The sequence below is a fragment of the Arthrobacter glycogeni genome, from assembly GCF_054511155.1.
In genome coordinates, this window is the sequence record NZ_JBTNDE010000023.1 from 29,006 (window position 1) to 51,715 (window position 22,710).

General features: G+C 65.7%; 20 protein-coding genes. 6 read left to right on the top strand and 14 right to left on the bottom strand.

Features of this window, described 5'->3' with window-relative positions:
• Positions 1-63: 63 nt before the first annotated feature.
• Positions 64-1,506 (bottom strand): cation:dicarboxylate symporter family transporter, encoded by a 1,443-nt coding sequence (locus ACX80O_RS14260; protein ID WP_459308539.1) that lies wholly within the window; start codon positions 1,504-1,506, stop codon positions 64-66.
• 119 nt (positions 1,507-1,625) lie between these two features.
• On the opposite strand from ACX80O_RS14260, the gene ACX80O_RS14265 reads away from it, so the two are divergent.
• Together ACX80O_RS14265 and ACX80O_RS14270 are read left to right on the top strand one after the other, a co-directional pair.
• On the top strand, positions 1,626-3,269 hold the full coding sequence (locus tag ACX80O_RS14265; RefSeq protein ID WP_459333827.1) for a sensor histidine kinase: 1,644 nt from the start codon (positions 1,626-1,628) through the stop codon (positions 3,267-3,269).
• The gene (locus ACX80O_RS14270; RefSeq protein WP_459333828.1) at positions 3,262-3,951 is read left to right on the top strand and encodes a response regulator; all 690 of its coding nucleotides are present in this window, start codon (positions 3,262-3,264) and stop codon (positions 3,949-3,951) included. Before ACX80O_RS14265 ends, ACX80O_RS14270 begins: the two co-directional genes overlap by 8 nt.
• Here ACX80O_RS14270 and ACX80O_RS14275 read toward each other — a convergent pair.
• Positions 3,948-5,858: an AMP-binding protein gene (locus tag ACX80O_RS14275; protein ID WP_459333829.1), complete on the bottom strand. Its 1,911-nt coding sequence runs from the start codon at positions 5,856-5,858 to the stop codon at positions 3,948-3,950. The two genes, ACX80O_RS14270 and ACX80O_RS14275, sit on opposite strands and share 4 nt — an antisense overlap.
• 175 nt (positions 5,859-6,033) lie before the next feature.
• On the opposite strand from ACX80O_RS14275, the gene ACX80O_RS14280 reads away from it, so the two are divergent.
• From ACX80O_RS14280 to ACX80O_RS14295, 4 genes are read left to right on the top strand one after another with little or no spacing between them, the layout of a single operon-like run.
• On the top strand, positions 6,034-6,717 hold the full coding sequence (locus ACX80O_RS14280) for a GntR family transcriptional regulator (protein WP_459308533.1): 684 nt from the start codon (positions 6,034-6,036) through the stop codon (positions 6,715-6,717).
• Positions 6,710-8,245 carry an MmgE/PrpD family protein gene (locus tag ACX80O_RS14285; RefSeq protein ID WP_459333830.1) on the top strand — a complete coding sequence of 512 codons (1,536 nt, stop codon included), beginning with the start codon at positions 6,710-6,712 and terminating at the stop codon, positions 8,243-8,245. Before ACX80O_RS14280 ends, ACX80O_RS14285 begins: the two co-directional genes overlap by 8 nt.
• A complete protein-coding gene (gene prpB / locus ACX80O_RS14290; protein WP_459333831.1) occupies positions 8,246-9,199 on the top strand; it encodes a methylisocitrate lyase in 954 nt (317 codons plus the stop codon). It begins immediately after the preceding gene.
• Positions 9,196-10,335, top strand: coding sequence for a bifunctional 2-methylcitrate synthase/citrate synthase (locus ACX80O_RS14295; RefSeq protein WP_459333832.1), 1,140 nt, complete (start codon positions 9,196-9,198; stop codon positions 10,333-10,335). The genes prpB and ACX80O_RS14295 overlap by 4 nt, the downstream gene beginning before the upstream one ends.
• A 34-nt stretch (positions 10,336-10,369) precedes the next feature.
• On the opposite strand, the gene ACX80O_RS14300 is transcribed toward ACX80O_RS14295, so the two are convergent.
• From ACX80O_RS14300 to ACX80O_RS14355, 12 genes are all read right to left on the bottom strand, one after another.
• The gene (locus ACX80O_RS14300) at positions 10,370-10,846 is read right to left on the bottom strand and encodes an 8-oxo-dGTP diphosphatase (protein WP_459333833.1); all 477 of its coding nucleotides are present in this window, start codon (positions 10,844-10,846) and stop codon (positions 10,370-10,372) included.
• A gap of 142 nt (positions 10,847-10,988) precedes the next feature.
• Positions 10,989-12,203, bottom strand: a complete 1,215-nt coding sequence (locus ACX80O_RS14305) for a hypothetical protein (protein ID WP_459333834.1) — start codon at positions 12,201-12,203, stop codon at positions 10,989-10,991.
• Between the two features lies 1 nt (position 12,204).
• Positions 12,205-12,717 carry an RNA polymerase sigma factor gene (locus tag ACX80O_RS14310; RefSeq protein ID WP_459333835.1) on the bottom strand — a complete coding sequence of 171 codons (513 nt, stop codon included), beginning with the start codon at positions 12,715-12,717 and terminating at the stop codon, positions 12,205-12,207.
• 94 nt (positions 12,718-12,811) lie between these two features.
• Complete coding sequence (xerD, locus tag ACX80O_RS14315; protein ID WP_459333836.1) at positions 12,812-13,786, bottom strand: site-specific tyrosine recombinase XerD; 975 nt, start codon at positions 13,784-13,786, stop codon at positions 12,812-12,814.
• 2 nt (positions 13,787-13,788) lie between these two features.
• Positions 13,789-14,493, bottom strand: a complete 705-nt coding sequence (locus ACX80O_RS14320; protein ID WP_459333837.1) for an NUDIX domain-containing protein — start codon at positions 14,491-14,493, stop codon at positions 13,789-13,791.
• 2 nt (positions 14,494-14,495) lie between these two features.
• Positions 14,496-16,199 (bottom strand): CTP synthase, encoded by a 1,704-nt coding sequence (gene pyrG, locus ACX80O_RS14325; protein WP_459333838.1) that lies wholly within the window; start codon positions 16,197-16,199, stop codon positions 14,496-14,498.
• Positions 16,193-17,920 (bottom strand): DNA repair protein RecN, encoded by a 1,728-nt coding sequence (gene recN / locus ACX80O_RS14330; RefSeq protein ID WP_459333839.1) that lies wholly within the window; start codon positions 17,918-17,920, stop codon positions 16,193-16,195. Before recN ends, pyrG begins: the two co-directional genes overlap by 7 nt.
• Complete coding sequence (locus ACX80O_RS14335) at positions 17,917-18,843, bottom strand: NAD kinase (protein ID WP_459308516.1); 927 nt, start codon at positions 18,841-18,843, stop codon at positions 17,917-17,919. Before ACX80O_RS14335 ends, recN begins: the two co-directional genes overlap by 4 nt.
• Positions 18,840-19,712, bottom strand: coding sequence for a TlyA family RNA methyltransferase (locus ACX80O_RS14340; protein ID WP_459308514.1), 873 nt, complete (start codon positions 19,710-19,712; stop codon positions 18,840-18,842). Before ACX80O_RS14340 ends, ACX80O_RS14335 begins: the two co-directional genes overlap by 4 nt.
• Positions 19,699-19,950: a hypothetical protein gene (locus ACX80O_RS14345; RefSeq protein ID WP_459333840.1), complete on the bottom strand. Its 252-nt coding sequence runs from the start codon at positions 19,948-19,950 to the stop codon at positions 19,699-19,701. Before ACX80O_RS14345 ends, ACX80O_RS14340 begins: the two co-directional genes overlap by 14 nt.
• Positions 19,947-20,966, bottom strand: a complete 1,020-nt coding sequence (locus ACX80O_RS14350; RefSeq protein WP_459333841.1) for an HAD-IIA family hydrolase — start codon at positions 20,964-20,966, stop codon at positions 19,947-19,949. The genes ACX80O_RS14345 and ACX80O_RS14350 overlap by 4 nt, the downstream gene beginning before the upstream one ends.
• Positions 20,959-22,464 carry a tetratricopeptide repeat protein gene (locus ACX80O_RS14355; RefSeq protein ID WP_459333842.1) on the bottom strand — a complete coding sequence of 502 codons (1,506 nt, stop codon included), beginning with the start codon at positions 22,462-22,464 and terminating at the stop codon, positions 20,959-20,961. The genes ACX80O_RS14350 and ACX80O_RS14355 overlap by 8 nt, the downstream gene beginning before the upstream one ends.
• Positions 22,465-22,710: the final 246 nt, after the last annotated feature.

The following is a 22,710-nucleotide window of genomic DNA, read 5'->3' on the forward strand; positions in this document are numbered from 1 at the left end:
ACAGAATAGGCCCCTCCCCTGCTGGGAAGAGGCCTATTCCGAGTGTTACGCGGGAGCTAGAACCTAGCGGTTGGCACCGACCCGGCGGTCGCCGTCATTATCAACGTCATCAAGGTTGCTGACTGCCCTGTCGGTGGTAGCCGCCGAACCGGCTTCGACGTCGTCATCGAAGTGGTTGGCGCTCATGGTCGCCTCGTCGAACGGCAAGTTCCCGGAGAGAACCTCGTCAACGCGGCCCCGGTCAATCTCATTGGTCCATTTGCCGATCAGCACGGTGGCGACGGCGTTCCCAGTGAAGTTGGTCAGCGCGCGGGCCTCGGACATGAACCGGTCGATGCCGACGATCAGGCCGACGCCGTCCACCAGGTCCGGGCGGTGCGACTGCAGTCCACCGGCCAGCGTGGCCAGGCCGGCGCCGGTGACGCCGGCAGCGCCCTTGGAGGCGATGATCATGAAGACCAGCAGCGAAATCTGCTCGCCGAGCGCCAGCGGGGTACCCAAGGCGGACGCAACGAACAGTGACGCCATGGTCAGGTAGATCGCGGTGCCGTCAAGGTTGAAGGAGTAGCCGGTGGGGACGGTGACGCCCACCACGGGCTTGGAGACGCCCAGGTGTTCCATCTTGGCGATCAGGCGCGGCAGTGCTGCCTCGGAGGAGGAGGTGGAGAAGATCAGCAAGTATTCGCGGCCCAGGTACTTCATCAGCTTGAAAATATTGACGCCGGTCACCAGCTTCAGCAGGCCGCCCAGGATGACGACGATGAAGAGGATGCAGGTCACGTAGAACGCGGCCATCAGCGTGAACATGCTGATAATCGCCTGGACGCCCGTTTCGCCGACGACAGCGGCGATCGCGCCGAACGCGCCGATCGGGGCGAGCCACATCACCATGATGAGGATGCGGAAAACGAGTGCCTGGATGTGACCGATGCCGCGCAGGATTGGCTTGCCGGCGGATCCCATGCCCTGCAGGGCGAAACCAACCAGGAGTGCGACGAAGAGGGTCTGGAGAATGCTGGTTCCGGTCAGGGAAGCGAGCAGCGTGACCGGAATGATGCCTAGCAGGAAGTCGGTGGTGCCGGTCGCCTCAGCGGGATCGCCGGCGTCGTAGGTGGCGCCGGAGAGGTCGAGGCCTTCGCCGGGCTGAACGATGTTGCCGACAACCAGGCCGATGGCCAGGGCGAAGGTGGACATCAGCATGAAGTAGCCAAGCGCCAGCCCGCCGACCTTGCCGACCGTTGCGGCTTTGGCGATGGAGCCGATACCCAGCACAATGGTGCAGAAGATAATCGGTGCGATCATCATCTTGATGAGCCCGATGAAGCCAGCACCGATGGGCTTCAGGCTTTTGGCGAACTCCGGTGCCATCAGGCCCAGAATGGCGCCGAGGATCACCGCAGCGATCACTGCAATGTAGAGGAAATGGGTCTTGTCGACCCTCTTCCGGGGCTTACCCGGGCCGGCCGCCTCGGCCGGCTGACCTGCTGCGGATTTCGATGGCGCCATAGCCATACTCCTTCGGTGGATGATTCAAAGCTGTCTATCCCATGCTCGGGCGTACAGTGATGTGAATCACCATTGCGGTCATATTGTTCGCGGCATCAACGAAGGGAACCGGTGGAACGGTGAGGCAGTGGAGCCTGGCTCGGCAGTTCTTCGTCGGGCAACTGGTCTTTGTGCTGGCGCTGACCGCTGCTATCTCCTGGGTCCTCTACCTGGATGCGGAGCAGAGCACTTATGAGACGTCAGCCGATCGCATGCTCGCAATTGCGACGACGTTCGCCGACGACCCCTATGTCAGCGCCTCCGTGTCGCAGCCCGATCCCAGCGCCGCGCTCCAGCCGTATGCCATTGAGGTGATGGACGACCTCGGCGTCGACTTCATCACCATCATGGCGCCGGACCGGACCAGGTTCACCCACCGCAACCCCGACGAGATCGGGGAACCGTACATCGGTTCGGTGCAGCAGGCCCTCACTGGACGGGCTCATACCGAAACCTTTTCGGGCACCCTCGGCCCGTCGGTCCGGGCGATCGTGCCGGTGATCGACGACGACGGCTCGGTGGTCGCGATGGTGGCCGCCGGAGTTACCGTGGACACAGTCACGATCGCCCGCAACGCCCAGCTGCCACTACTATTCCTCATCGCGGCCGGTGCCGTGACAGCTGGCGCGGTGGTGTCTTTCCTGCTCAGCCGGCACCTGCGGCGGGCAACTCTCGGCCTCGGGACTGACCAGCTCGCGCATATGTTCGTGTTCTACGACTCGGTGCTGCATTCGGTCCGCGAGGGCATGGTCCTCACAAACCCGCGCGGCGAACTGGTGTTGTACAACGACCAGGCTGCCCATCTGCTGGGTTTGCCCCCGGCCCGCGCCGGACAGCCGACGGCTGCCTGCGACCTTGACCTGCCGCCGTCGCTCGTGGACCTGCTCACCACCGGCCGGCAAGCCATCGACGAGTTCCATGTCACAGCTGACCGGATCCTGGTGGTCAACCAGGAGGCGGCAGTCCCGGGCGGCGGTACCCCACCGCCGGGCGCCAAGCCGATGGGTATCGTGACCACCCTCCGGGACCATACGGAGATCGAGTCCTTGACCGGTGAGCTGGCGACGATGCGCACCCTCACCGACGCACTGCGCGCCCAGACCCACGAACACGCCAACCGTTTGCACACCATCGTGTCCCTGATCGAGCTTGACCGCCGTACCGAAGCCCTCGACTTTGCCACCCGCGACCTCACCCAGTCACAGCAGCTCACCGACGACGTGCTCGGTGCCATCGACGAACCCTTCATCACCGCACTCCTCGTCGGCAAGGCCGCGCAGGCCAACGAACGCGGGATCGAGCTGGCGATCGCGGTCGACGGCATGATCGAAACCTCGCACCTGGACCCGAGCGCATTGGTCACCATCATCGGGAACCTGTTGGACAACGCCCTCGACGCGGCAGCCGATTCGCAAGGCCGGAAGGTGAACCTCGCTCTTGAGCGCAGCGGCAGCGACGTGATGATCACGGTGCAGGACAGCGGGCCGGGGATAAGCGCGACGGGTGCTGACGCGTTCACGCTCGGGTTCAGCACCAAGGAGCCCGCAATGGGCGGCGCCGGCCGCGGGCTGGGGCTGGCCCTGGTGCGCCAGGCGGTGCACCGCCTGGGAGGTTCGATCACTGTGGCGAACGACGACGGCGCCCGGTTCACTGTGTTGTTGCCCCTCGCCCCGACGCAGGCGCCTACTGCCGACAACCCGTTTCCGGGTGGCGCCCATGTCTGATGCCATCAGGGTCCTGGTGATTGAGGACGACACCATCACCGCGGAGGCCCACGCCGAGTATGTCAGGCGGCTCGACGGGTTCACCCTGGTGGGGGTCGCCCACAACGGGTCCGAGGCGATGACCTTCCTGGGCTCTGGCGCGGAACGGGTGGATCTGGTGTTACTGGACATGAACCTGCCCGACATCCATGGTCTGGACATCATCCGGCGGATCCGGGGCGCCGGTCTGCCCACCGACGTCATCGCCATCACCGCCGTCCGGGAACTGCACATCGTCAGGGCGGCTATCTCCTCCGGTATCGTCCAGTATCTGATCAAGCCGTTTACCTACTCGGCCTTCAGCGACAAGCTGGCCAGCTACCGTTCCTTCCGCGAGAACCTGGTGGCCCAGGCATCCTCCACCACCCAATCCGAGGTAGACAACGCCCTTGCCGCGCTTCGTCCGCCCGCTCAGGGCAGTCTGCCCAAGGGGCTCTCCGACGAGACGCTCAAGGGCGTGATCCTGCTGCTGAAACGGGGCGGCACCGCCGTGTCGGCGGTGGAGGTGGCGGCGGACCTCGCGCTGTCCCGGGTGACCGCCCGCCGGTACCTTGAATACCTCGCCGACCAGGAATCCGCCCGGCGCGCACCCCGGTATGGGACGCGTGGCCGGCCGGAATTTGAGTACTCCTGGATCAGTTAGCTCCCCGGGGTGGGCTGAAGGACCGGTTTCATGGCGTCGAGCACCGATTGGTCCTCGATGGTGGAGGGCACCACATAGTTCTCACCGGCAGCGATCTGGCGCATGGTCTTCCGGAGGATCTTCCCGGATCTTGTCTTCGGTAGCCCGTCGACCACCACCGCCTGCTTGAAGTCTGCTACCGGGCCGATCTGCTGCCGCACCAGGTCCACCAACTCCTGTTGGAGCGTCTCCGCGCTGATGTCTGCCCCGGCCTTCAGTACCACATAGCCGCTGGCGCGTTGCCCCTTCAGCACGTCGGCCAGCCCGATCACCGCGCACTCTGCGACTGCCGGGTGCTGCGCCAGAACCTGCTCAATGGCCCCGGTGGAGAGCCGGTGGCCCGCCACGTTGATGATGTCGTCGGTGCGGCCCATCACGAAAACGTAGCCGTCGTCGTCGAGATATCCCGAGTCACCAGTGACGTAGTAACCGTCGAACGCGCTCAGGTACGAGCTGATGTAGCGCTCGTCGCTCCCCCACAAGGTGGGAAGCGTTCCCGGCGGCAGCGGCAGCTTCAATGCGATGTTGCCTTCGGTTCCGGCCGGGACCGTCTGGCCGTCGGTGTCGAGGATTTTCAGGTCGTAGCCGGGCTGGGGCAGCGTCGGCGAACCCGGCTTGATGGTCAGCTCTTCGACGCCGCGGGGATTGGCGCAGATGGGCCAGCCGGTTTCGGTTTGCCACCAGTTGTCGATCACCGGGACGCCGAGCGTCTCGCCGGCCCACCGGTACGTGTCGATATCGAGCCGCTCCCCCGCGCAGAACAGCAGCCGCAGGCTCGACGTGTCGTAGGCCTGGAGCAGGGCGGCGTCCGGATCCACCTTCCGGACCGCCCGTAGCGCGGTCGGCGCGGTGAAGAGGACGTTGATCCGGTGATCAGTGATCAGGCGCCAGAACGCTCCGGCGTCGGGGGTGCCGACCGGCTTCCCCTCGTACAGCACCGTTGTCGCACCGGCGAGCAGCGGGGCGTAGACGATGAATGAATGTCCCACCACCCAGCCGACGTCGGATGCCGTCAGCATGACGTCGTCCGGGCGGACGTCGAAAATGTTGGTGATTGACCAGGTCAGGGCGACGGCGTGCCCGCCGTTGTCCCTCACCACCCCCTTGGGGGATCCCGTGGTTCCTGAGGTGTAGAGGATGTAGAGCGGGTCGGTGGCGTTGACCGGAACGGGGCTGGCTGGCTCGGCTGTGGCGAGCGTTTCGTCCCAGTCGAACCAGCTGGTGCCCGACGTCGTCGCGTACTGGGCGCGGGTGTTCACGAACCCCTCGCGCGATTTCACGATCACGGCGTCCACCCGATGCTCACAGAGCTCAAGGGCCTGGTGCACGGCGGGCAGGTACTCAATGGGGCCGCGCGGTTCCAGCCCGCCCGAGGCCGTCACCACCACGGTGGGGCGTGCGTCCTGGATCCGGGAGGCGAGCTCCTTGGCCGCGAACCCACCGAAGACCACCGAGTGGACCGCACCCAGGCGTGCGGTGGCGAGCATCGCGATCACCGCCTCGGGCACCATCGGCAGGTAGATCACCACCCGGTCCCCTTTGGCCACCCCCTGCGAGCGCAGGACCCCGGCGAAGCATGCCACCTCATCCCGGAGCTCGGCGTAGGTGTACTTACGGACGAGGCCGAGCATCGCCGAATCGTAGATCAGCGCGGTGGTGTGGCCACGCCCGGCCTCGACGTGGCGATCCAGGGCGTTATAGGAGGTGTTGAGCTCGCCGTCGGGAAACCACCGATGAAGTGGTGCGGCGCTGCTGTCCAGGGCAACGGTCGGGTCCCTGGACCAGTCAACGGCCTGTGCTGCCTCCAGCCAGAACGCATCAGGAGCCTCAAGGCTTCGGCGATACAGCGTTCGATAGTCCTGGCTCATACGGCTCTCCTCCACGTCAATGTGTTGTGCTGTCATCCTACTGACGCGCCGGACTCATGTATACATAAGTCGCAGTAAATTCCCTGATTGGCGACTTTATCTTGCAGATACCGACCTCCCTGTATACATTGGCTTTACAGTGTTTACGTCACAGCCAGCGCCGGCAGGAGGATCCATGAGAGCAAGCGACAGGGCGTACGCCGCCTTGAAGGCCGACATCATCGAATGGCGCCTGGTTCCCGGGACCGTGTTGGGTGAGGTTGAACAGTCTGCGCGACTCGGCGTCTCCCGGACACCCCTGCGCGAGGCACTCGCCCGGCTCGGGGCGGAAGGCCTGACCACCGCACAGGCGGGACGCGGCGTCGTCGTTACCGATATCTCCCTGGAGAAGATGAGCCAGCTCTTCGAGGTACGGCTTGCCCTGGATTGCAAGGCCGCGGAGCTCGCCGCGGCACACCAGGATTTGCCGGTCTTCACCGCACTGGCCGAACGTTTCGAGGCGGCCAGCGACCTCATCGACGGTTCCGACCCCGATCAGCGTGACTACTACGCCCTGGTCTCGGAACTCGATGCTGCCGTCGACGCCGCCGCGAACAACCAGTTCCTCCGCCAGGCCCAGGGCCAGCTACGTGCTCAACTGGTGCGCATCAGGCGCCTGGCCAAAGACAACACTGAGCGGCTGCTGGCGTCGGCGGCCGAACATGCCCAGATCGCACGTTCCATCGCCACCGGCAACGCCGACCTGGCCGCGGCCGCCACCAAGATCCACCTCCACAACAGTCTTGACCATCTGCTGGCGTCCAAACACAGTTTCGACGCCGGTTCCGTCCCACCCCGAAAGGCTCACCTCAATGGTTGAACATCACCTGGTCCGTACCCACCGCAGCGAAGAGAACCTCGTCCGCGAGGAGCAGCTCGCCTACCGCCTGGCGCTGGTCGCCGCCGATCCGGTGGAGGTCGACGCCGACGTAGCCGACATGGTGATCAACCGCATCATCGACAACGCCTCGGTCGCCGTTGCCTCGTTCACCCGCGCCCCAGTGGTGGCCGCCCGCGCGCAGGCCACCAGCCACCCGGCGTCCTCGAACGGCGCCGGTGCCACCATTTTCGGGATTCAGGCGAAGACGTCACCCGAGTGGGCTGCCTGGGCCAACGGCGTCGCCGTCCGCGAGCTGGATTACCACGACACGTTCCTGGCCGCCGACTACTCCCACCCCGGCGATAACATCCCACCCATTCTCGCCGTCGCCCAGCACACCGGGCGATCCGGGCGGGACCTGCTGCGGGCAATCGCCACCGGGTACGAAATCCAGGTGGACCTGGTGAAAGCCATCTGCCTCCACAAGCACAAGATCGACCACGTGGCGCACCTCGGCCCGTCCGCGGTCGCCGGGATTGGCACGCTGCTGGACCTCGACGTCGAGACCATCTTCCAGTCCATCGGCCAGGCCCTGCACACCACGACCGCCACCCGCCAGTCACGCAAGGGCGAGATCTCCACCTGGAAGGCTCACGCTCCGGCGTTCGCCGGGAAGATGGCTGTGGAGTCTGCAGACCGGGCGATGCGGGGCCAGACCTCCCCCACCCCGATCTACGAGGGCGAAGATGGATTCATTGCCTGGCTGCTGGACGGCCCGGATGGCAGGTACGACGTACCGTTGCCGGCCGCAGGCGAGTCCAAGCGGGCCATCCTCGACACCTACACCAAGGAACACTCGGCCGAGTACCAGGCCCAGGCCCTGATCGACCTCGCCCGCAAGCTCCACGCGGCCCACCCGGAGGCGGCGGACCCCGAGCAGGTGAAGTCGATCGTCATCCACACCTCGCACCACACCCACAACGTGATCGGATCCGGCGCGAACGACCCCCAGAAGTACGATCCGACCGCCTCCCGGGAAACCCTCGATCACTCGATCCCCTACATCTTCACCGTGGCACTGCAGGACGGCTCCTGGCATCACGTCGACTCCTACACCCCGGAGCGCGCCGGCCGGACCGACACGGTGGCGCTGTGGCACAAGGTCACCACTCTCGAAGACCCGGAGTGGACCCGGCGCTACCACTCGCTGGACATCAGCGAGAAGGCCTTCGGCGGCCGGGTGGAAATCACCCTCGCCGACGGCACAGTCATCACCGATGAGCTGGCCGTCGCCGACGCGCACCCCCTCGGCGCCCGGCCGTTCGCCCGGGAGCAGTACATCAACAAGCTGCGCACCCTCGCCGCTGGGCAGGACGGCCACCGGATTGTCGACGAGGCAGAGATCGACCGGTTCCTCGCCGCCGTCGAGCGCCTGCCCGACCTGGCTGCCGGCGAACTGGACCAGCTCAACCTGGTCGCGGCGCCCGGCGTCATCGACCCCGCCACCGCACCGAAGGGACTGTTCTAAATGTTGTATTCAGCGGTGACCCCCGAGCAGAAGCGCATCGCGTTCCGCGCAGGCCTGGCGTCCGGCCGGATCCAGCAGTTCCCGGGGGCGTTCAATCCCCTGTCGGCGCGGCTGATTGAGGACAAGGGGTTCGACGGCATCTACATCTCCGGCGCCGTCCTGGCCAATGACCTGGGTCTGCCGGATATTGGCTTGACGACGCTCACCGAGGTGGCCACGCGGGCCGGGCAGATCGCCCGGATGACCGATTTGCCGTCGATTGTCGACGCCGACACCGGCTTCGGCGAACCGATGAACGTGGCGCGGAGCATCCAGGAGCTGGAGAACGCCGGACTGGCGGGCTGCCACATCGAGGACCAATTCAATCCCAAGCGGTGCGGGCACCTGGATGGCAAGAACGTGGTGGACCTGGACACGGCCACCAAGCGGATCCGCGCGGCGGCTGACGCCCGCCGCGACCCCAACTTCCTGATCATGGCGCGCACCGACATCCGCGGCACGGACAGCCTGCAGGCGGCAATGGATCGTGCCCGGGCACTCGTGGAGGCCGGGGCCGATGCGATCTTCCCCGAGGCCATGCGGGACCTGAGTGAGTTCCAGGCCATCCGCGACGCCGTCGACGTCCCCATCCTGGCCAACATGACCGAGTTCGGGAAGAGCGAGCTGTTCACCCTGGACCAGCTCTCCTCGGTCGGGGTGAACATGGTGATCTATCCCGTCACCCTGCTGCGTAGTGCAATGGGGGCGGCGGAGCGTACGCTGGAATCGATCAAGGCCGACGGCACCCAGCAGGGCGCCGTCGGTGCCATGCAGACCCGGGCCCGTCTCTACGAGCTCGTGGACTATGAGGCGTACAACCGATTCGACACCTCGGTTTTCAATTTTCAGGTGCCCGGTTCGCCGGAACACACGACGCAGCAGGCCACTTCAGCTGGTGAACAGGAGTCCCCATGACAGAACCGCAGATCTATAAAGGGCTAGCCGGAGTCACCGTCGACACCACGGCCATCTCCATGGTCAATTCCGACACCAACTCGTTGCTGTACCGCGGGTACCCGGTGCAGGAGCTGGCCGCCAGGTGCAGCTTCGAAGAGGTCGCGTATTTGCTGTGGCACGGGGAGCTTCCCTCGAAGGACGAGCTGACGGAATTCACCACGTTTGAACGCAGCCACCGTGCGCTGGCCGACAACGTCAAGGCCGCCATCGATCTGCTGTCCACGTCATGCCACCCGATGGACGTTGCCCGCACAGCCGTGTCAGTGCTCGGCGCCAATCACCCGTTGGCCGGCGATTCTTCGCCTGGAGCCAACCTGGAGAAAGCGAAAGAGCTATTCGCGGCGTTCCCCGCCGTCGTCGCCTACGACCAGCGCCGTCGTCGTGGTCTGGACATCGTTGCTCCGCGGGACGATCTTGACTACTCGGCGAACTTCCTGTGGATGACGTTCGGCGAGGAGGCGGCGCCCGAGGTTGTTGAGGCGTTCAACGTGTCGATGGTGCTGTACGCGGAGCACTCGTTCAACGCGTCGACCTTTACGGCTCGGGTGATCACGTCAACGTTGGCTGACCTCCACTCGGCGGTTACCGGTGCCATCGGCGCCCTGAAAGGTCCACTGCACGGTGGGGCGAACGAGGCAGTGATGCACACGTTCGAGGAGATCGGTATCCGCACCGACGAGTCCCGAGAGGATGCTGCCGCCCGGGCGAAGGCGTGGATGGAGGATGCCCTCGCCCAGAAGAAGAAGGTGATGGGCTTCGGCCACCGGGTCTACAAGAACGGCGATTCACGGGTACCCACCATGAAGGGCGCGCTGGACGGGATGATCAAGCACTTTGGCCGGCCCGAGCTACTCGGACTGTACAGCGGGCTGGAAACGGCCATGGACGAGGCGAAGAGCATCAAGCCCAACCTTGACTACCCGGCCGGCCCCACCTACCACCTGATGGGGTTCGATACCGAGATGTTCACCCCCCTGTTCATCGCCGCCCGGATCACCGGGTGGACCGCCCACATCATGGAGCAGACCGCGTCCAACTCCCTGATCCGCCCGCTCAGCGCCTACAACGGTCCGGAGCAGCGTCAGGTCCCCTAAGTGCTTGAATCGAGACAGGCTCGATCCATAGGGGTCAGGCAAAGACGGCGCTGAGGACCGTCTCGTTGTCGGAATTGAGGGTGACGAGAACATCCAGGGGGGTTCCGTCGATCACCGACCCGAGCCAGTGCCGCGCGTCGTCCCACATGCCGACCCACGGCAGGTTATCCACCGGGTACCAGGCGGGGTCCACCTCGGCCGTCGGCTGCGGGGTCCCGGTCCACTCGACGGCGGTAAAGATTGCCGCGTCCATGTCAGCGGCCGGTTGCGACGGGAACCTCCAGCGGATCCTTCCGAGGCGGGTCAGCTGGGATTCGACGACGACGACGCCGGATTCCTCCGCGACTTCGCGCGCCGCTGCCTGGACCTCGGTTTCGCCGGGTTCGACTCCCCCGCCGAGGGTGACGATCCTCCCGGCACCGAACCCCGTCTTCTTCAGCCCGAGCAGCACTTCGCTTCCCGATTCCGTTTCACGGAACAGGAAGCACAGTGCAACAGGGCGGGGTTTCATGAGGCCCAAGTGTAGCCTCCGAAACCCCGCCGAATCGTGAGCTCTGGCGACTCAGGGACGTCCTAAGTCGCCAGAGCTCGCTTCTCAGCGAGTAGGGCGAGAGGCTGCGGTGGGCTGTAGGGGCAGGGGTGGGGGCAAGGGGCTAGTCTCTGATGGCTATCGAGTCGGCGATGGCTGCGAGGGCGTCGAACTCGGCCGACCCGGCATACTCTTCAGCCTCCGCCAGGGATGCGAACTCCCTACCTACCTCATACGGTGAGAGCTGGAAGTTGTTCGTCAAGGAGAGCAACCCGACCTCAGCATTCGAGATGACGTTATAGAGCATGCAGGCCGTACCCGAGGTCGGGTCGTCGACCAACACCAGTGCGCTGGTCCCGACGAATCGTTCGCCAGTAAAAACCCTGAGCACAAACCTCGCGTCGACTGGCCCAGCGGGCGCATCGATGGAGACCGGGATCGAACGGACCTCCTGCCAGGGCACCGCAGTTTCGAGGCAGGCTCCGCCGATACCGCCCTCCACTGAACGCTGTAGGTTGGACAGCACTTCCCCGCTGGGGCTCAGAATGTCCAGCCCTTGCGCGGCTTCGACGATCTTCCAGTCGGCGGGCACCTCCACTGACAACCCCATGTCAGCGGCCGGATACGGCTCACGGGTGGGGTCTGGGGAGGGGACGTCCAACGGCGACGGCGGAACCTGCGACACGGTCCACTGGCTATCCGGCTCGCAGGTCTCGGGTGCGAAGAACGATGTTGGGTTCTCCACGGGACCCGGGACGATACTTCCCCCGCCCCCAACGGAAATCTCCTGCCCAAGCTCGTAATCGGTCCCGAAGAAGGACAACACACCATCGGACCAGCTCACCGCGGTGTCCGGAAAATAGGCCAAGACCCGAGTGGTATCAGAAGCTTCGATGTACAGGCAGCCGTCCTCGAGGACCAGCGTTCCGGTCAGCAACGCCGCATCCCCGCCCTCACCGAAGGGGGTGTAGGTTGCGAGCGGCGATCCGGCCGCCACCGGCGTCGTGGGCGTCGGCACGGTCGTCGTGGGTGTAGGCTTGCTCGACGGCGTGGTCGAACCGGTCGCCACAGGATCCGGTTCGTCGGCCGGGAGGGGGGAGGTGGCGCCGAAGTTTCCGCCGATGACGACGCCGGTCGCGACTGCCGCGGCGGCAGCGGTGACTGCGGCGGTTACCGCCCACCGGCGTCGACGATTCAGGGGCACCACCGTCGAGCCCGGCTCTCCCGGATCGTCACTAAAGATCGGGGACTCCGGTTCCCGCTCGTGGTCGGCGCCCCTGAACAACGTCTCGGTCCGGAACGGGTCAATTCCTCGAATAAGTCGTTCGATAGGATCCATCTCAGTTATCTCCCTCGGTCAGCAACACGGCGGGTATGGTTTTCGCGAAGGCTTTGCGGGCACGGTGCAGCCGTACTTTCGCGGCTGGCTGGCTACAGCCGAGGACTTGGGCGATGTCGGCGATTGTCAGGTCATCCCAGTAGGCAAGCAACAGCACCTCCCGGTCGGATTCCCTCAGCAGAAGCAGACCGGCGGCGACCGCTTCCTGCTGACCCTCCGGGTTTCCGGTCCGGGCCGACACCCTGGCCGATTCGTGCAGGCGTTCCATCAGGAGCCCCGCACGCTCACGCCGCCGATATTCGTTGCCCACCACATTGCGGGCAACCGCCAAAAGCCAGGCCACCGTCAGGTCTACGGCTTCCGGATTTCGTTCCCAGGCAATCCTGAACACGTCATTGGTCAGCTCGTCCGCTGCTTCGCGGCTACTCACGCGGCGGTGGATAAAGTTGAAAACTCGAGGCCGGAGCTTGTGGTCCACCACGGCGAATCGTTGATCGCGCTGTCCTCGGTACACATCTACCCCCGCCGAATAAGTGACCTACCTCTACCTGGTTAGTTTCCGGATAGGCAGAAAAGGTTACGCTCGCACACCGCCGAAGGCGGGAGGATTAGAGTGCGCGTGGATGCGCAGCAGCATATACCTCGCGGAGAGTATCAGCAGTGACCAGCGTGTACACCTGGGTGGTGGTCACCGAAGCGTGCCCCAGCAGCTCCTGCACTACGCGAACGTCGGCGCCGCCTTCCAGCAGGTGCGTGGCGAACGAGTGACGCAGGGTGTGCGGAGACACTTCACGGGTGACCCCTGCCTTCTCCGCCGCCGACTTCAGGATGGTCCACGCGCTCTGCCGGCTCAGCCGCCCGCCGCGCAGGTTGAGGAACAGTGCGGAGTTACCCCTCCCGGTCGCCGCGAGGGCGGGCCGCGCCCGGATGAGATACGAGTCGATGGCCTTCGCCGCGTACGAGCCCAACGGCACCATCCGCTCCTTGGAGCCCTTGCCGAACAGCCGGACGACGGCGGGCCCGTCCAGCGCTGCATCCACCGAGACGTCGTCGACGTCGAGCCCCACCGCTTCACTGATCCGCGAACCGGTGGAGTACAGAAACTCAAGCAGCGCGCGGTCCCGCTGGCCAGCGAAGGTATCGGTGTTCACCGCCTCCAGGATGCGGGTCACCTCATCCACCGAGATGGCTTTGGGCAGACGTTTCCCGGCGATCGGCGGGTGCACATCGTGCGCCGGGTCTGCCGTGCAAATGCCCTCCAGCGCCCAGAACCGGTGCAGGCCGCGCACGGCGACGACGGTGCGCGCCGCGGAGCGCGGGCTCAACGGGGCGAGGCCATCCGATCCGGTGGAGAGGGCCTGCGCGAAGGCCGAAATGTCGTGGCGGGTAATCCGTTGCACCTCGGTGACTGACCGGGTGGCGAGGAACCGGTGATACCGCAGCAGGTCCCGCCGGTACGCGGCAAGGGTGTTGATCGACAGCCCGCGTTCCACAGCCATGTGCTGAAGATATTCGCTCATGAGCCGTCCGGGGCCGGTCTCCCGCAGCTCGTCAGCTACGGTCCGCGTTGCAGGGGCCGTCATGGTCAGCTCTTCAGGACCGGTCCGTTGGGCCAGGTGTGGTGCTGGCTGGCGTGTTCGGGCCAGGGTTCGTCGGCCGGCCGCAACAGGTCATACCCTGTGCCGCGCGCAGCCGATGCCGCGAGGATGGCAGCGACCGCTGAGGGGCTGTGGATCCGGCCGGCCAGGACGGCCGCGACGGCGTCGTCCAGATCAACCCATGCCAGCTCGATCTCGGCTTCCTCATGGGTGCGTTCGTGGCGTTCGTCCGGGTGGATTTCCGCTACGCCCCGCGCCAGATAGATGCGCAGCGCCTCACTGGATGACCCGGGCGACAGGAACAGGTCGGTGAGGACATTCCACCGTTCGGCCGTCAGATCCGCTTCCTCGGCCAGCTCCCGTGCGGCGGCGACGACGAAGTCCTCGTCCGGGACATCCAACAAACCGGCCGGAATTTCCCACAGCGTCATCCGCACCGGGTGCCGGTACTGGTTGATCAGCAGCACCTGCCCGGCGTCGTTCATCGCGAGGATCGCGACGGCGCCGGGGTGCTCGATGTAATCGCGTACCAGCGGCTCGCCGTCGACGTCGTCGGTGAGCGAGAAGGTATCGCTGACGACGTTCCAGATCCTGCCCTGATAGACCACTGTCGAGTCCAGCAGCCTGCGGGGGCTCTGCTGGTCGCCCAGCGGCTGGGCCGACGGATCGCCCAAGTTCAGGCTTCGACTCATGCTCAGGCCTTGACTCCACGGCGGAGCAGCGCTGCCTTGACCAGTCCCGCGAACAGCGGATGCGGCCGGGTGGGGCGCGAGCTCAGTTCGGGGTGCGCCTGGGTGGAGACGTAGTACGGGTGGACTTCCTTCGGAAGTTCGACGAACTCGACCAGTTTGCCGTCCGGTGACGTTCCGGAGAACACCATCCCGGCAGCAGCGATCTGATCGCGGAAGTCGTTATTGACCTCATAGCGGTGGCGGTGTCGTTCGCTGACGGTGGTCTTGCCGTAGGTGCGGGCGATGACCGAGCCTTCGTCGAGCTTCGCTTCCCAGAGGCCGAGGCGCATGGTGCCGCCCATGTCGCCGTCGCCGTCGACAATATGCAACTGCTCGGCCATGGTCGCGATGACCGGGTACTGGGTGTCGGGGTCGAACTCGCTCGATGATGCGCCCTCAAGGCCCACCACGTTGCGGGCGTACTCGATGACCATGCACTGCAGCCCGAGGCAGAGTCCGAGCGTGGGGACCGAGTTTTCGCGGGCGTACCTGAGTGCGCCCAGCTTGCCTTCGAGGCCGCGGATACCGAAGCCACCCGGCACGCAGATCGCGTCGGCGCCGTCGAGGGCTTTCGCTGCTCCTTCGGGGGTGGCGCACTCGTCCGAGGGCACCCAGCGAATGATCGCCTTGGACTTGTTGGCGAAACCGCCGGCACGCAGCGCCTCGGTCACCGACAGGTACGCGTCCGGCAGGTCAATGTACTTGCCGACCAGGGCAATTTCGACCGTGTGCTTGGGGTAGTGGACAGCGTCGAGGAGCTTGTTCCATTTGGTCCAGTTGACGTCCTTGAACTTCAGGTCAAGGGTTTGCACGATGTACGCGTCGAGTCCCTGGGCGTGGAGGGTCTTCGGGATGTCGTAGATGCTCGCTGCGTCGGCGGCGTTCACGACGGCGTCGACGTCGACGTCGCACATGCGGCCGATCTTTTCCCGCATGGCGTCGGGAATCTCACGGTCGGACCGGATGACGATGGCGTCCGGCTGGATACCGATGGACCGGAGCATTGCCACCGAGTGCTGGGTCGGCTTGGTCTTCAGTTCCTGGGAGGGGCCGATGTACGGGACCAGGGAGACGTGCAGGAAGAAGACATTGTTACGGCCAATGTCCTGCCGGACCTGGCGGGCTGCCTCAAGGAACGGCTGCGATTCGATGTCACCGACGGTACCGCCGATCTCAGTGATGATGACGTCGGGTGCCTTCTTGGCGTCGACCGGCTCGGAGGGCAGCCGCATCCGACGCTTGATTTCGTCGGTGATGTGCGGGATGACCTGGACGGTGTCGCCGAGGTACTCGCCGCGGCGTTCCTTGGCGATAACCGTCGAGTAGATCTGGCCGGTGGTGACATTCGCCGAACCGTCAAGGCTTTCGTCGAGGAAGCGCTCGTAGTGGCCGATGTCGAGGTCCGTTTCAGCACCGTCGTCGGTCACGAAAACCTCGCCGTGCTGGAACGGATTCATGGTGCCCGGGTCCACGTTGAGGTACGGGTCAAGCTTCTGCATCGTGACTGACAAGCCACGCGCACGAAGCAGATGGCCGAGGCTGGAGGCGGTTAGTCCCTTGCCGAGGGAGGAGGCCACACCGCCCGTCACGAAGACGTGCTTGGTAGTCTTTGCGGACTTCTGGAACCGGGAATTTGTTGATTGCACCACGGAGTTTGAGCCTAGCACTTCGACACAGTCCGCGCTGCGTCTGCGAGCAGTTCCTCAGCGTGTGCTTGCGCGGTCGCCGATTCTTCCTGGCCGGCCAGCATGCGCGCCAACTCCCGCACCCGCTCGGGTTCGGGGAGGACTTCGACGTCGCTGGCCGTCACGCCGTCGCCCGCCGCCGTGGCTGAGGAGTTTTTTGTCACACGGATGTGTTGGGAGGCAAACGCCGCCACCTGGGGCAGATGGGTCACCACAACGACCTGGACGTGTTCGGCCAGCATGGCCAGCCGGCGGCCAATCTCCACAGCCGCCTTGCCGCCCACTCCGGCGTCCACCTCATCAAACACGAAAGTCGGTACCGGGTCGACGGCGGCCAGCACTACCTCGATGGCGAGCATCACCCGGGAAAGTTCACCGCCCGATGCTCCCTTGCCCAGCGGTCGGGCAGCGGAGCCGGGGTGCGGTTGCAGGAGGAAGCCGATGATGTCGGCGCCAAACAGGGTCCGCTCCCCCGGCGTCACGTCGATGACCAGGCTGGCGGCTGCCATGGCGAGGGCGGAGAGTTCCTTGGTGACCCGTTCCGCGAGGGTGGTGGCGGCGCTGGTGCGCATGGCGGTGAGCTCTGCCGCCTGGTCGGCAACCGTGTCCTCGAGCGCGGCAATCTCCTTACTGAGCGCATCAACCCTGGACGAGTCGTCACCCAGTTCGCCGAGCCGAGTCTGCCCTGCCTCGGCCCATTCCAGCACCTCGTCAATGCTGGGCGCGTATTTGCGGACCAGGACGGCCAGTTCTGCCCGTCTGGATTCGACCTCGGTCAACCGGCCCGGTCCGTCGCTATCGAGGGAGGCGCTGTAACCGGAGAGTTCGGCTGAAATGTCGGTAAGAATGTATCCCACCTCGGCGAGTCGTCCTGCCAGCGCGGCGAGGGCTGGATCGTGGTCCCCCGCCGACTCCAGCTGGCGTTTAGCGGCATCAACGAGCACTGTGGCGTCCTGGTCGTCGGCAAACTCACCTGAGACCAGCGCCTGCTGGGCTTTGAACGCCGCGATGCGAAGTTCCTCGACGTGGCCTAACCGGATGGACTCGGCTTTCAGCGTGTCATCCTCGCCGGGCTGGGGTGCCGCGGCGTCGATTTCCTCGAGGGCGGCCTGCAGCGATTCGGCTTCGCGGAGCCTTTCCCTGGAATCGGTGCGCAACTGCTCCAGCTCGGTGGTTGCTTCCTGCAGACGGCGATAACTCAGCTGGTAGTCGCCCAGCACCACGGACAGGTCGGCTCCGGCGAACTTGTCGAGCGCTTCGCGCTGGGCGGTGGTGGTCTTGAGCCGCAACTGGTCCGACTGCCCGTGGACGACCACCAGCGCGGATCCCAGCTCAGCGAGCACCCCTGCGGGGGCTGACCGGCCGCCGACGTAGGCACGGCTCCGCCCCTCGCTGCTGACCGTGCGCGCGACGATCAGTTCGGCCGAGCCCTCTGCCTCGTCAAGCTCCCCGCCGGCTTCCGCGGCGCGCAGTGCCGCAGTGCTGTGCGGCGCGATCCGCAGAACCGCTTCGGCGGAGGCAGCCTTCGCGCCCAGGCGCACCGCGCCGGCGTCGGCCCGGGCTCCGAGCAGCAGGCCCAGGGCGGTAATTACCATGGTTTTACCGGCACCGGTTTCGCCCGTCACCACGGTGAACCCTCCACCCAGATGGAGGGTGGCATCGGTGATAACGCCGAGGTCGCGGATGCGGATTTCTTCGATCACTGGCCAGTGCCTCCTGCATGGCTCGTGGGGCCACGCCAGCCCTGGGTGGGCAACGAGAATTTCTTCACCAGGCGCTCCGAGAAGGGCGTCAGTTGGGTGCGGGCCAACCGGACCGGGGTGCCAGCGCGACGCACCTCCACCCGTGCTCCGGGCGGCAGATCCACGGTGCGTCGTCCGTCGCACCAGAGGACGCCCGCCGCATCGGTGCGGGTCAGGATTTCCACGGCGAGCACCGACGTCGGTGCGATCACGAGCGGTTTGGTGAATAGGGCATGTGCACTGATCGGTGCCATCAGGAGCGCCTCCACTTCGGGCCACACCACCGGGCCACCCGAGGAAAACGCGTAGGCGGTCGACCCGGTGGGGGTGGCCATCACCACCCCGTCGCAGCCGAAGGAGCTCAGGGGGCGGCCATCAACCTCCATCACCACCTCGATCATGCGTTCGCGGCTTGCCTTTTCCACTGCTGCCTCGTTCAGGGCCCAGGTCTGGGCGACCAGGACATCGCCCTGCCACACCTGGACGTCAATGGTCATGCGCTCCTCAACCGTGTAATCCCTGTCCACGACGCGGCGCACCGTTTCGGTGAGGTCCGCCCGCTCACTCTCGGCGAGGAACCCCACGTGGCCCAGGTTGACGCCGAGCAGCGGGACCTCCGAGCCGCGCACCAGTTCCGCGGCGCGCAGGATGGTTCCGTCACCGCCGAGCACCATGCCCAGTTCCACCTCGTCGAGGGCGACGTCGACGCCGAGGGTCTCGGTGGGAGCGGTCAGCACCCCGTACTCGTCCTGGATGTCCTTAAGTTCCTCTGCCCTCATCACGGGGATCAGCCCTGACTGGTGTACCTGGGTGCAGGCTTCCTGGGCAGCCGCCATCGCATCGTGCCGCCCGGTGTGGGCGAGAACCAGTATCCGTCGTGTCATAGAAGCTCCGTCGTATCCAGTGCGCCGTCTGGCGTGCCGGTAACTAGCCGGGCATCGGTGAAAGCAGGGCTGGAGTCCAGCACCCGCCGGGTCATGCGATCAAGCTCCTCTTCGATCCTAGGCACCATCGGGCCCGTCGGCACGGTTATCCACACAAAGAACTCAACATTTCCGTCCTGGCCCGGCAGCGGGCTGCGGATCAACCCCGCCACGCCCAGACCGTGTCCCAGGGTATGGCGGACCACCAACCCGACGGCCCGATGCCGTTCCTCTTCCGTTGCCACTACCCCGCTGGAGTTCAGTTTCCCTTTGCCCACCTCGAACTGCGGTTTGATGAGTAGGACCATGTCGCCGCCGGGTTCAGTGGCCTGGGCGAGCGGCAGCAACACCAGGGTGAGGGAAATGAAGGACAGGTCCGCGACCGTCAGGTCCACCCGCCCACCGATATTCTTAGCCTCCAGTTGACGCACGTTAAGGCCTTCGACGACGCCGACCCTCGGGTCCTTGCGCAGCTGGTCAACAAGTTGTCCATGTCCGACGTCGACAGCAGCCACGTGCGACGCCCCAGCCCTGAGTAACACTTCGGTGAAGCCGCCGGTGGACGCACCGGCGTCGAGACACCGTCGGCCGTTGACGTTGATGGCGGCAAAGGCCCGCAGCGCACCGTCGAGCTTCACACCGGCACGACTGACGAAGTCGGGGACCCCGCCGTCGTCGACTGTCAGTTCGTCTACCTCCGCCACTTTGGTGGCTGCCTTCGCCTGGACGACGCCAGCGCGGCGCACCCTGCCGGCGGCGATGAGCTGGGCGGCCTGGGACCGGGAGCGCGCGAGTCCGCGCGCTACCAGTGCCTGGTCAAGACGCGTCATGGTCCGCGGACGGGTCGGCGTTGAGCTCGGCGAGCAGTCCGTCGTGGAGCCCTGTGTAGAGCGCGTTGTGTTCATCAGTTGCCACATCGGGGATGTCAGCCAGACTCGCGGTCAGCCCATCGACGCTGGGGTCCCCGGAGATGTCCACCCCTGATGGGAAGACCGGGGCGTCGTCGTCAGTCGCCTGCTCACCAACGATTTCCTCGGATGACGATTCGCCCGGGTGGTCACTGGTCATTGGCGGCCTACCGGGTCGTCGACGACCGGGCCACCCTCGGACCTCAGGGTGGGCAGTGCGGCGGTCTCCGTGTCAGGGTGGGCGCTCCACCAGGCGCTGCACGCGGCACGCCAGGTGTCGAGGCTCTCGGTGTCGCCGGTCAGGTGGACGGTACCGTCGTCGACTGTTGCCGACGACGAACCGCACCGGTACACGCCGTCGCTATGGGTGATATCCGGGTACGGCTCGGACAGCCCCTCAAGACTGGCCAGGAGGAACGTCGGACGTTGATCGGCGACTGCTGCAAGCGCTGTTCGCACGGTGTCGACACCGGTCAGCACCAAAGCGGTATCCATGCGCGCACGGTTTCCGCCGAGGATGTCAGTGTCGAGCCGGTCTCCCACCACCAGGGGTCGTGAGACGCCGAGGTGTTTCACTGCTGTGGTGAAGAGCGGCGTTTCGGGTTTACCGGCGACGGCGGGGGTGCTGCCGGTGGCGGCGCTGACTGCATTGACGAGCGACCCGTTCCCGGGGGCGATTCCGCGGAGCTGCGGAATGGAGAGGTCGGTGTTGGTTGCTACCCACACCGCGCCGCCAGCGACTGCGTAGGCGGCCTCCGCAAGATCCTTCCAGCCCAGGCCAGGGTCGAAGCCCTGGATCACTGCTGCCGGGATGGGGTCGGCCGAGGTGACCGGAACCAGTCCCTGGGCTTTGACCTGGTCGATCAGGGTCTGGCTACCCGTGACCAGGACCGTCGAGCCGGCAGGCACCAGTGAGGCCAGGAGCTCTGCCCCGGCGAACGCCGACCCGAAGACCTGGGCGGCCGTTGCCGGAGCGCCCAACTTGCGGAGGTGTGCTGCGACCTGTTCGGCCGACCGGGACGCGTTGTTGGTGATGTACGCCAGGGCAACCTTGATGCCGGCCAGACGTTCCAGGGACTCCACCGCACCAGGGATGGCGTTGGGTCCTGCGTAGACCACGCCATCCAGGTCTGCCAGCAGCGCATCGTAGGACGAGATCAGGGAAACCTCAGTCATGGTGCCTTTCGGTGTCCACCCTGTCCGCTGTGTCACTGGAAGGAGCTGTGTCGTCGGAGGGTGCAGCGTCGGAGGGTGCAGCGTCGGTTTCCGCCGACTCATGGAGTTCGGAGGGGACCGGTTCAGCTGGCTCTGCGCGGGTGCGGACAGGAGCGGGACGGTTCAACGAACGCCAGGTGACCGGCGCACGGGGGGATCCCTCGGTTGGCTCCCCGTCGGGGCGGACTGCCGCATCCTCCGGTTCCTGGGCGGCCGCAGCTTCCGCCGCTTCCTGCCCTGCTGATTTCACGTGGATCGGGCGATCGTCGTCAGCCTCGGCACCGTCGTCGTCGGTATTCTCCTCGTCAATCCCTGAGTCACGCTCGGTCACGGAGGTACTGCCGGGGCTGTTTGTCGGGGCGGAGGCCACCCGTCGGCGGGCGGCCGACGCGTCAGGGACTTCCTCATCGTCACCGGCGAGGTCCAGGATGTCGGGCTCAGCGAAGTCGCCGAGACCAAGGGCACTGTCAGCCATGACGGCCTGACGGCGCCACTGCTCGGCCTCAGCGCTGCGACCGACAGCGGCCAGGGCCTCGGCGTAGGTGCGGAAGAGCCGCGGGCTGTAGCTGAACGCACGGTTGCGGTCCAGTTGGCCGATTTCGAGGGCTGCAACGGCTGCGTCGTGCTGGCCCAGGTCCGAGCGTGCGCCCGAGACCACCATCGCGAGTTCCACCTTGCCGGCCGAGCTCAATCCTTCTGCCTCTTCAGACTGTGCCAGGTCCAGTGCCCGATCCGGACGTCCGAGCCCACGTTCACAGTCGGCCATCACCGGTAGATGATCATTGGATCCGCTGATCCGGCGGTAGGTGCGGAACTCCCTAAGCGCCTCACCATAGTGCCCCGCCGCGTAGGCCGTCAGGCCCACTGCCTCGCGGACGACGGCGAGACGGCCCCCGCGGCGGCTGGCAGCCAGAGCATGCTGGAACGCCAGTTCAGGCTCGTCGTCGAGGAGGCGTCCGGCCATCACGAGGTGGCGCGCCACCCACTCGGCGCTTTTTTCCTCAAGGTTACGGATCTGCGCGCGGGTGACCCGGTCCAGCTCTGCGCCAGTGACGTCTTCATCGATGTCCGGTGACCGTTCACGGTCGGGCCGGTTGGCGCTGCGGAGATCCCGGGCGTTGAAGGAGCGTTTTCCACTTTCGGTCCGCTCGGACCCGCCACGGTTTTCGTCACGTGGACCTCCGCCCCGGCTTTGGCCCCCAGCGGATCCACGACCGGCAGAGGAACCGCCCGCAATCCGCCCGCCAGTCGACGACCCACCACGCTGGCCGTCACGCCCAGTCGACGACCCACCGCCGCCCGGGCGTCCGCCACGGTGGCCGGCCGACCGATCGTCGCGGGAAGCCGAGCCTCGGGGGGAGTCGCTCTGCCTGTCAAAGGACCGGCCGCCCTGGGTGCCTGTTCGATCGGGTCGTCGTTCTCCCCGGTCCGCTCCTTGGTTGCGGTCTTGATCGGCCATGGCTGCGCGGTTCCTCTCATTACAAACGGTCCAGCAGTAAATGCAGTACCCGCTCGGTTTCTCTATGAATCTATAAGGACGGCATCCTTCGTCGCCCTATCCATTGTAGGGCCTGCGTCGAACAGACCGGTGTGGGGTGGTGGTTAAGTGCGAAAGGCCCCACTGTGGGTGGGGCCTTTCGTTTAATGGTTGTCCGGCGGTGTCCTACTCTCCCACACTCTCTCGGGTGCAGTACCATCGGCGCTG

Coding starts and splice junctions, on each gene's coding strand:
- ACX80O_RS14260 (WP_459308539.1), bottom strand. CDS start 1,506: ATGGCGCCATCGAAATCCGCAGCAGGTCAGCCGGCCGAGGCGGCCGGC.
- ACX80O_RS14270 (WP_459333828.1), top strand. CDS start 3,262: ATGTCTGATGCCATCAGGGTCCTGGTGATTGAGGACGACACCATCACC.
- ACX80O_RS14275 (WP_459333829.1), bottom strand. CDS start 5,858: ATGAGCCAGGACTATCGAACGCTGTATCGCCGAAGCCTTGAGGCTCCT.
- ACX80O_RS14280 (WP_459308533.1), top strand. CDS start 6,034: ATGAGAGCAAGCGACAGGGCGTACGCCGCCTTGAAGGCCGACATCATC.
- ACX80O_RS14285 (WP_459333830.1), top strand. CDS start 6,710: ATGGTTGAACATCACCTGGTCCGTACCCACCGCAGCGAAGAGAACCTC.
- prpB (WP_459333831.1), top strand. CDS start 8,246: ATGTTGTATTCAGCGGTGACCCCCGAGCAGAAGCGCATCGCGTTCCGC.
- ACX80O_RS14295 (WP_459333832.1), top strand. CDS start 9,196: ATGACAGAACCGCAGATCTATAAAGGGCTAGCCGGAGTCACCGTCGAC.
- ACX80O_RS14300 (WP_459333833.1), bottom strand. CDS start 10,846: ATGAAACCCCGCCCTGTTGCACTGTGCTTCCTGTTCCGTGAAACGGAA.
- ACX80O_RS14305 (WP_459333834.1), bottom strand. CDS start 12,203: ATGGATCCTATCGAACGACTTATTCGAGGAATTGACCCGTTCCGGACC.
- xerD (WP_459333836.1), bottom strand. CDS start 13,786: ATGACGGCCCCTGCAACGCGGACCGTAGCTGACGAGCTGCGGGAGACC.
- ACX80O_RS14320 (WP_459333837.1), bottom strand. CDS start 14,493: ATGAGTCGAAGCCTGAACTTGGGCGATCCGTCGGCCCAGCCGCTGGGC.
- ACX80O_RS14335 (WP_459308516.1), bottom strand. CDS start 18,843: ATGACACGACGGATACTGGTTCTCGCCCACACCGGGCGGCACGATGCG.
- ACX80O_RS14340 (WP_459308514.1), bottom strand. CDS start 19,712: ATGACGCGTCTTGACCAGGCACTGGTAGCGCGCGGACTCGCGCGCTCC.
- ACX80O_RS14345 (WP_459333840.1), bottom strand. CDS start 19,950: ATGACCAGTGACCACCCGGGCGAATCGTCATCCGAGGAAATCGTTGGT.
- ACX80O_RS14350 (WP_459333841.1), bottom strand. CDS start 20,966: ATGACTGAGGTTTCCCTGATCTCGTCCTACGATGCGCTGCTGGCAGAC.
- ACX80O_RS14355 (WP_459333842.1), bottom strand. CDS start 22,464: ATGGCCGATCAAGACCGCAACCAAGGAGCGGACCGGGGAGAACGACGA.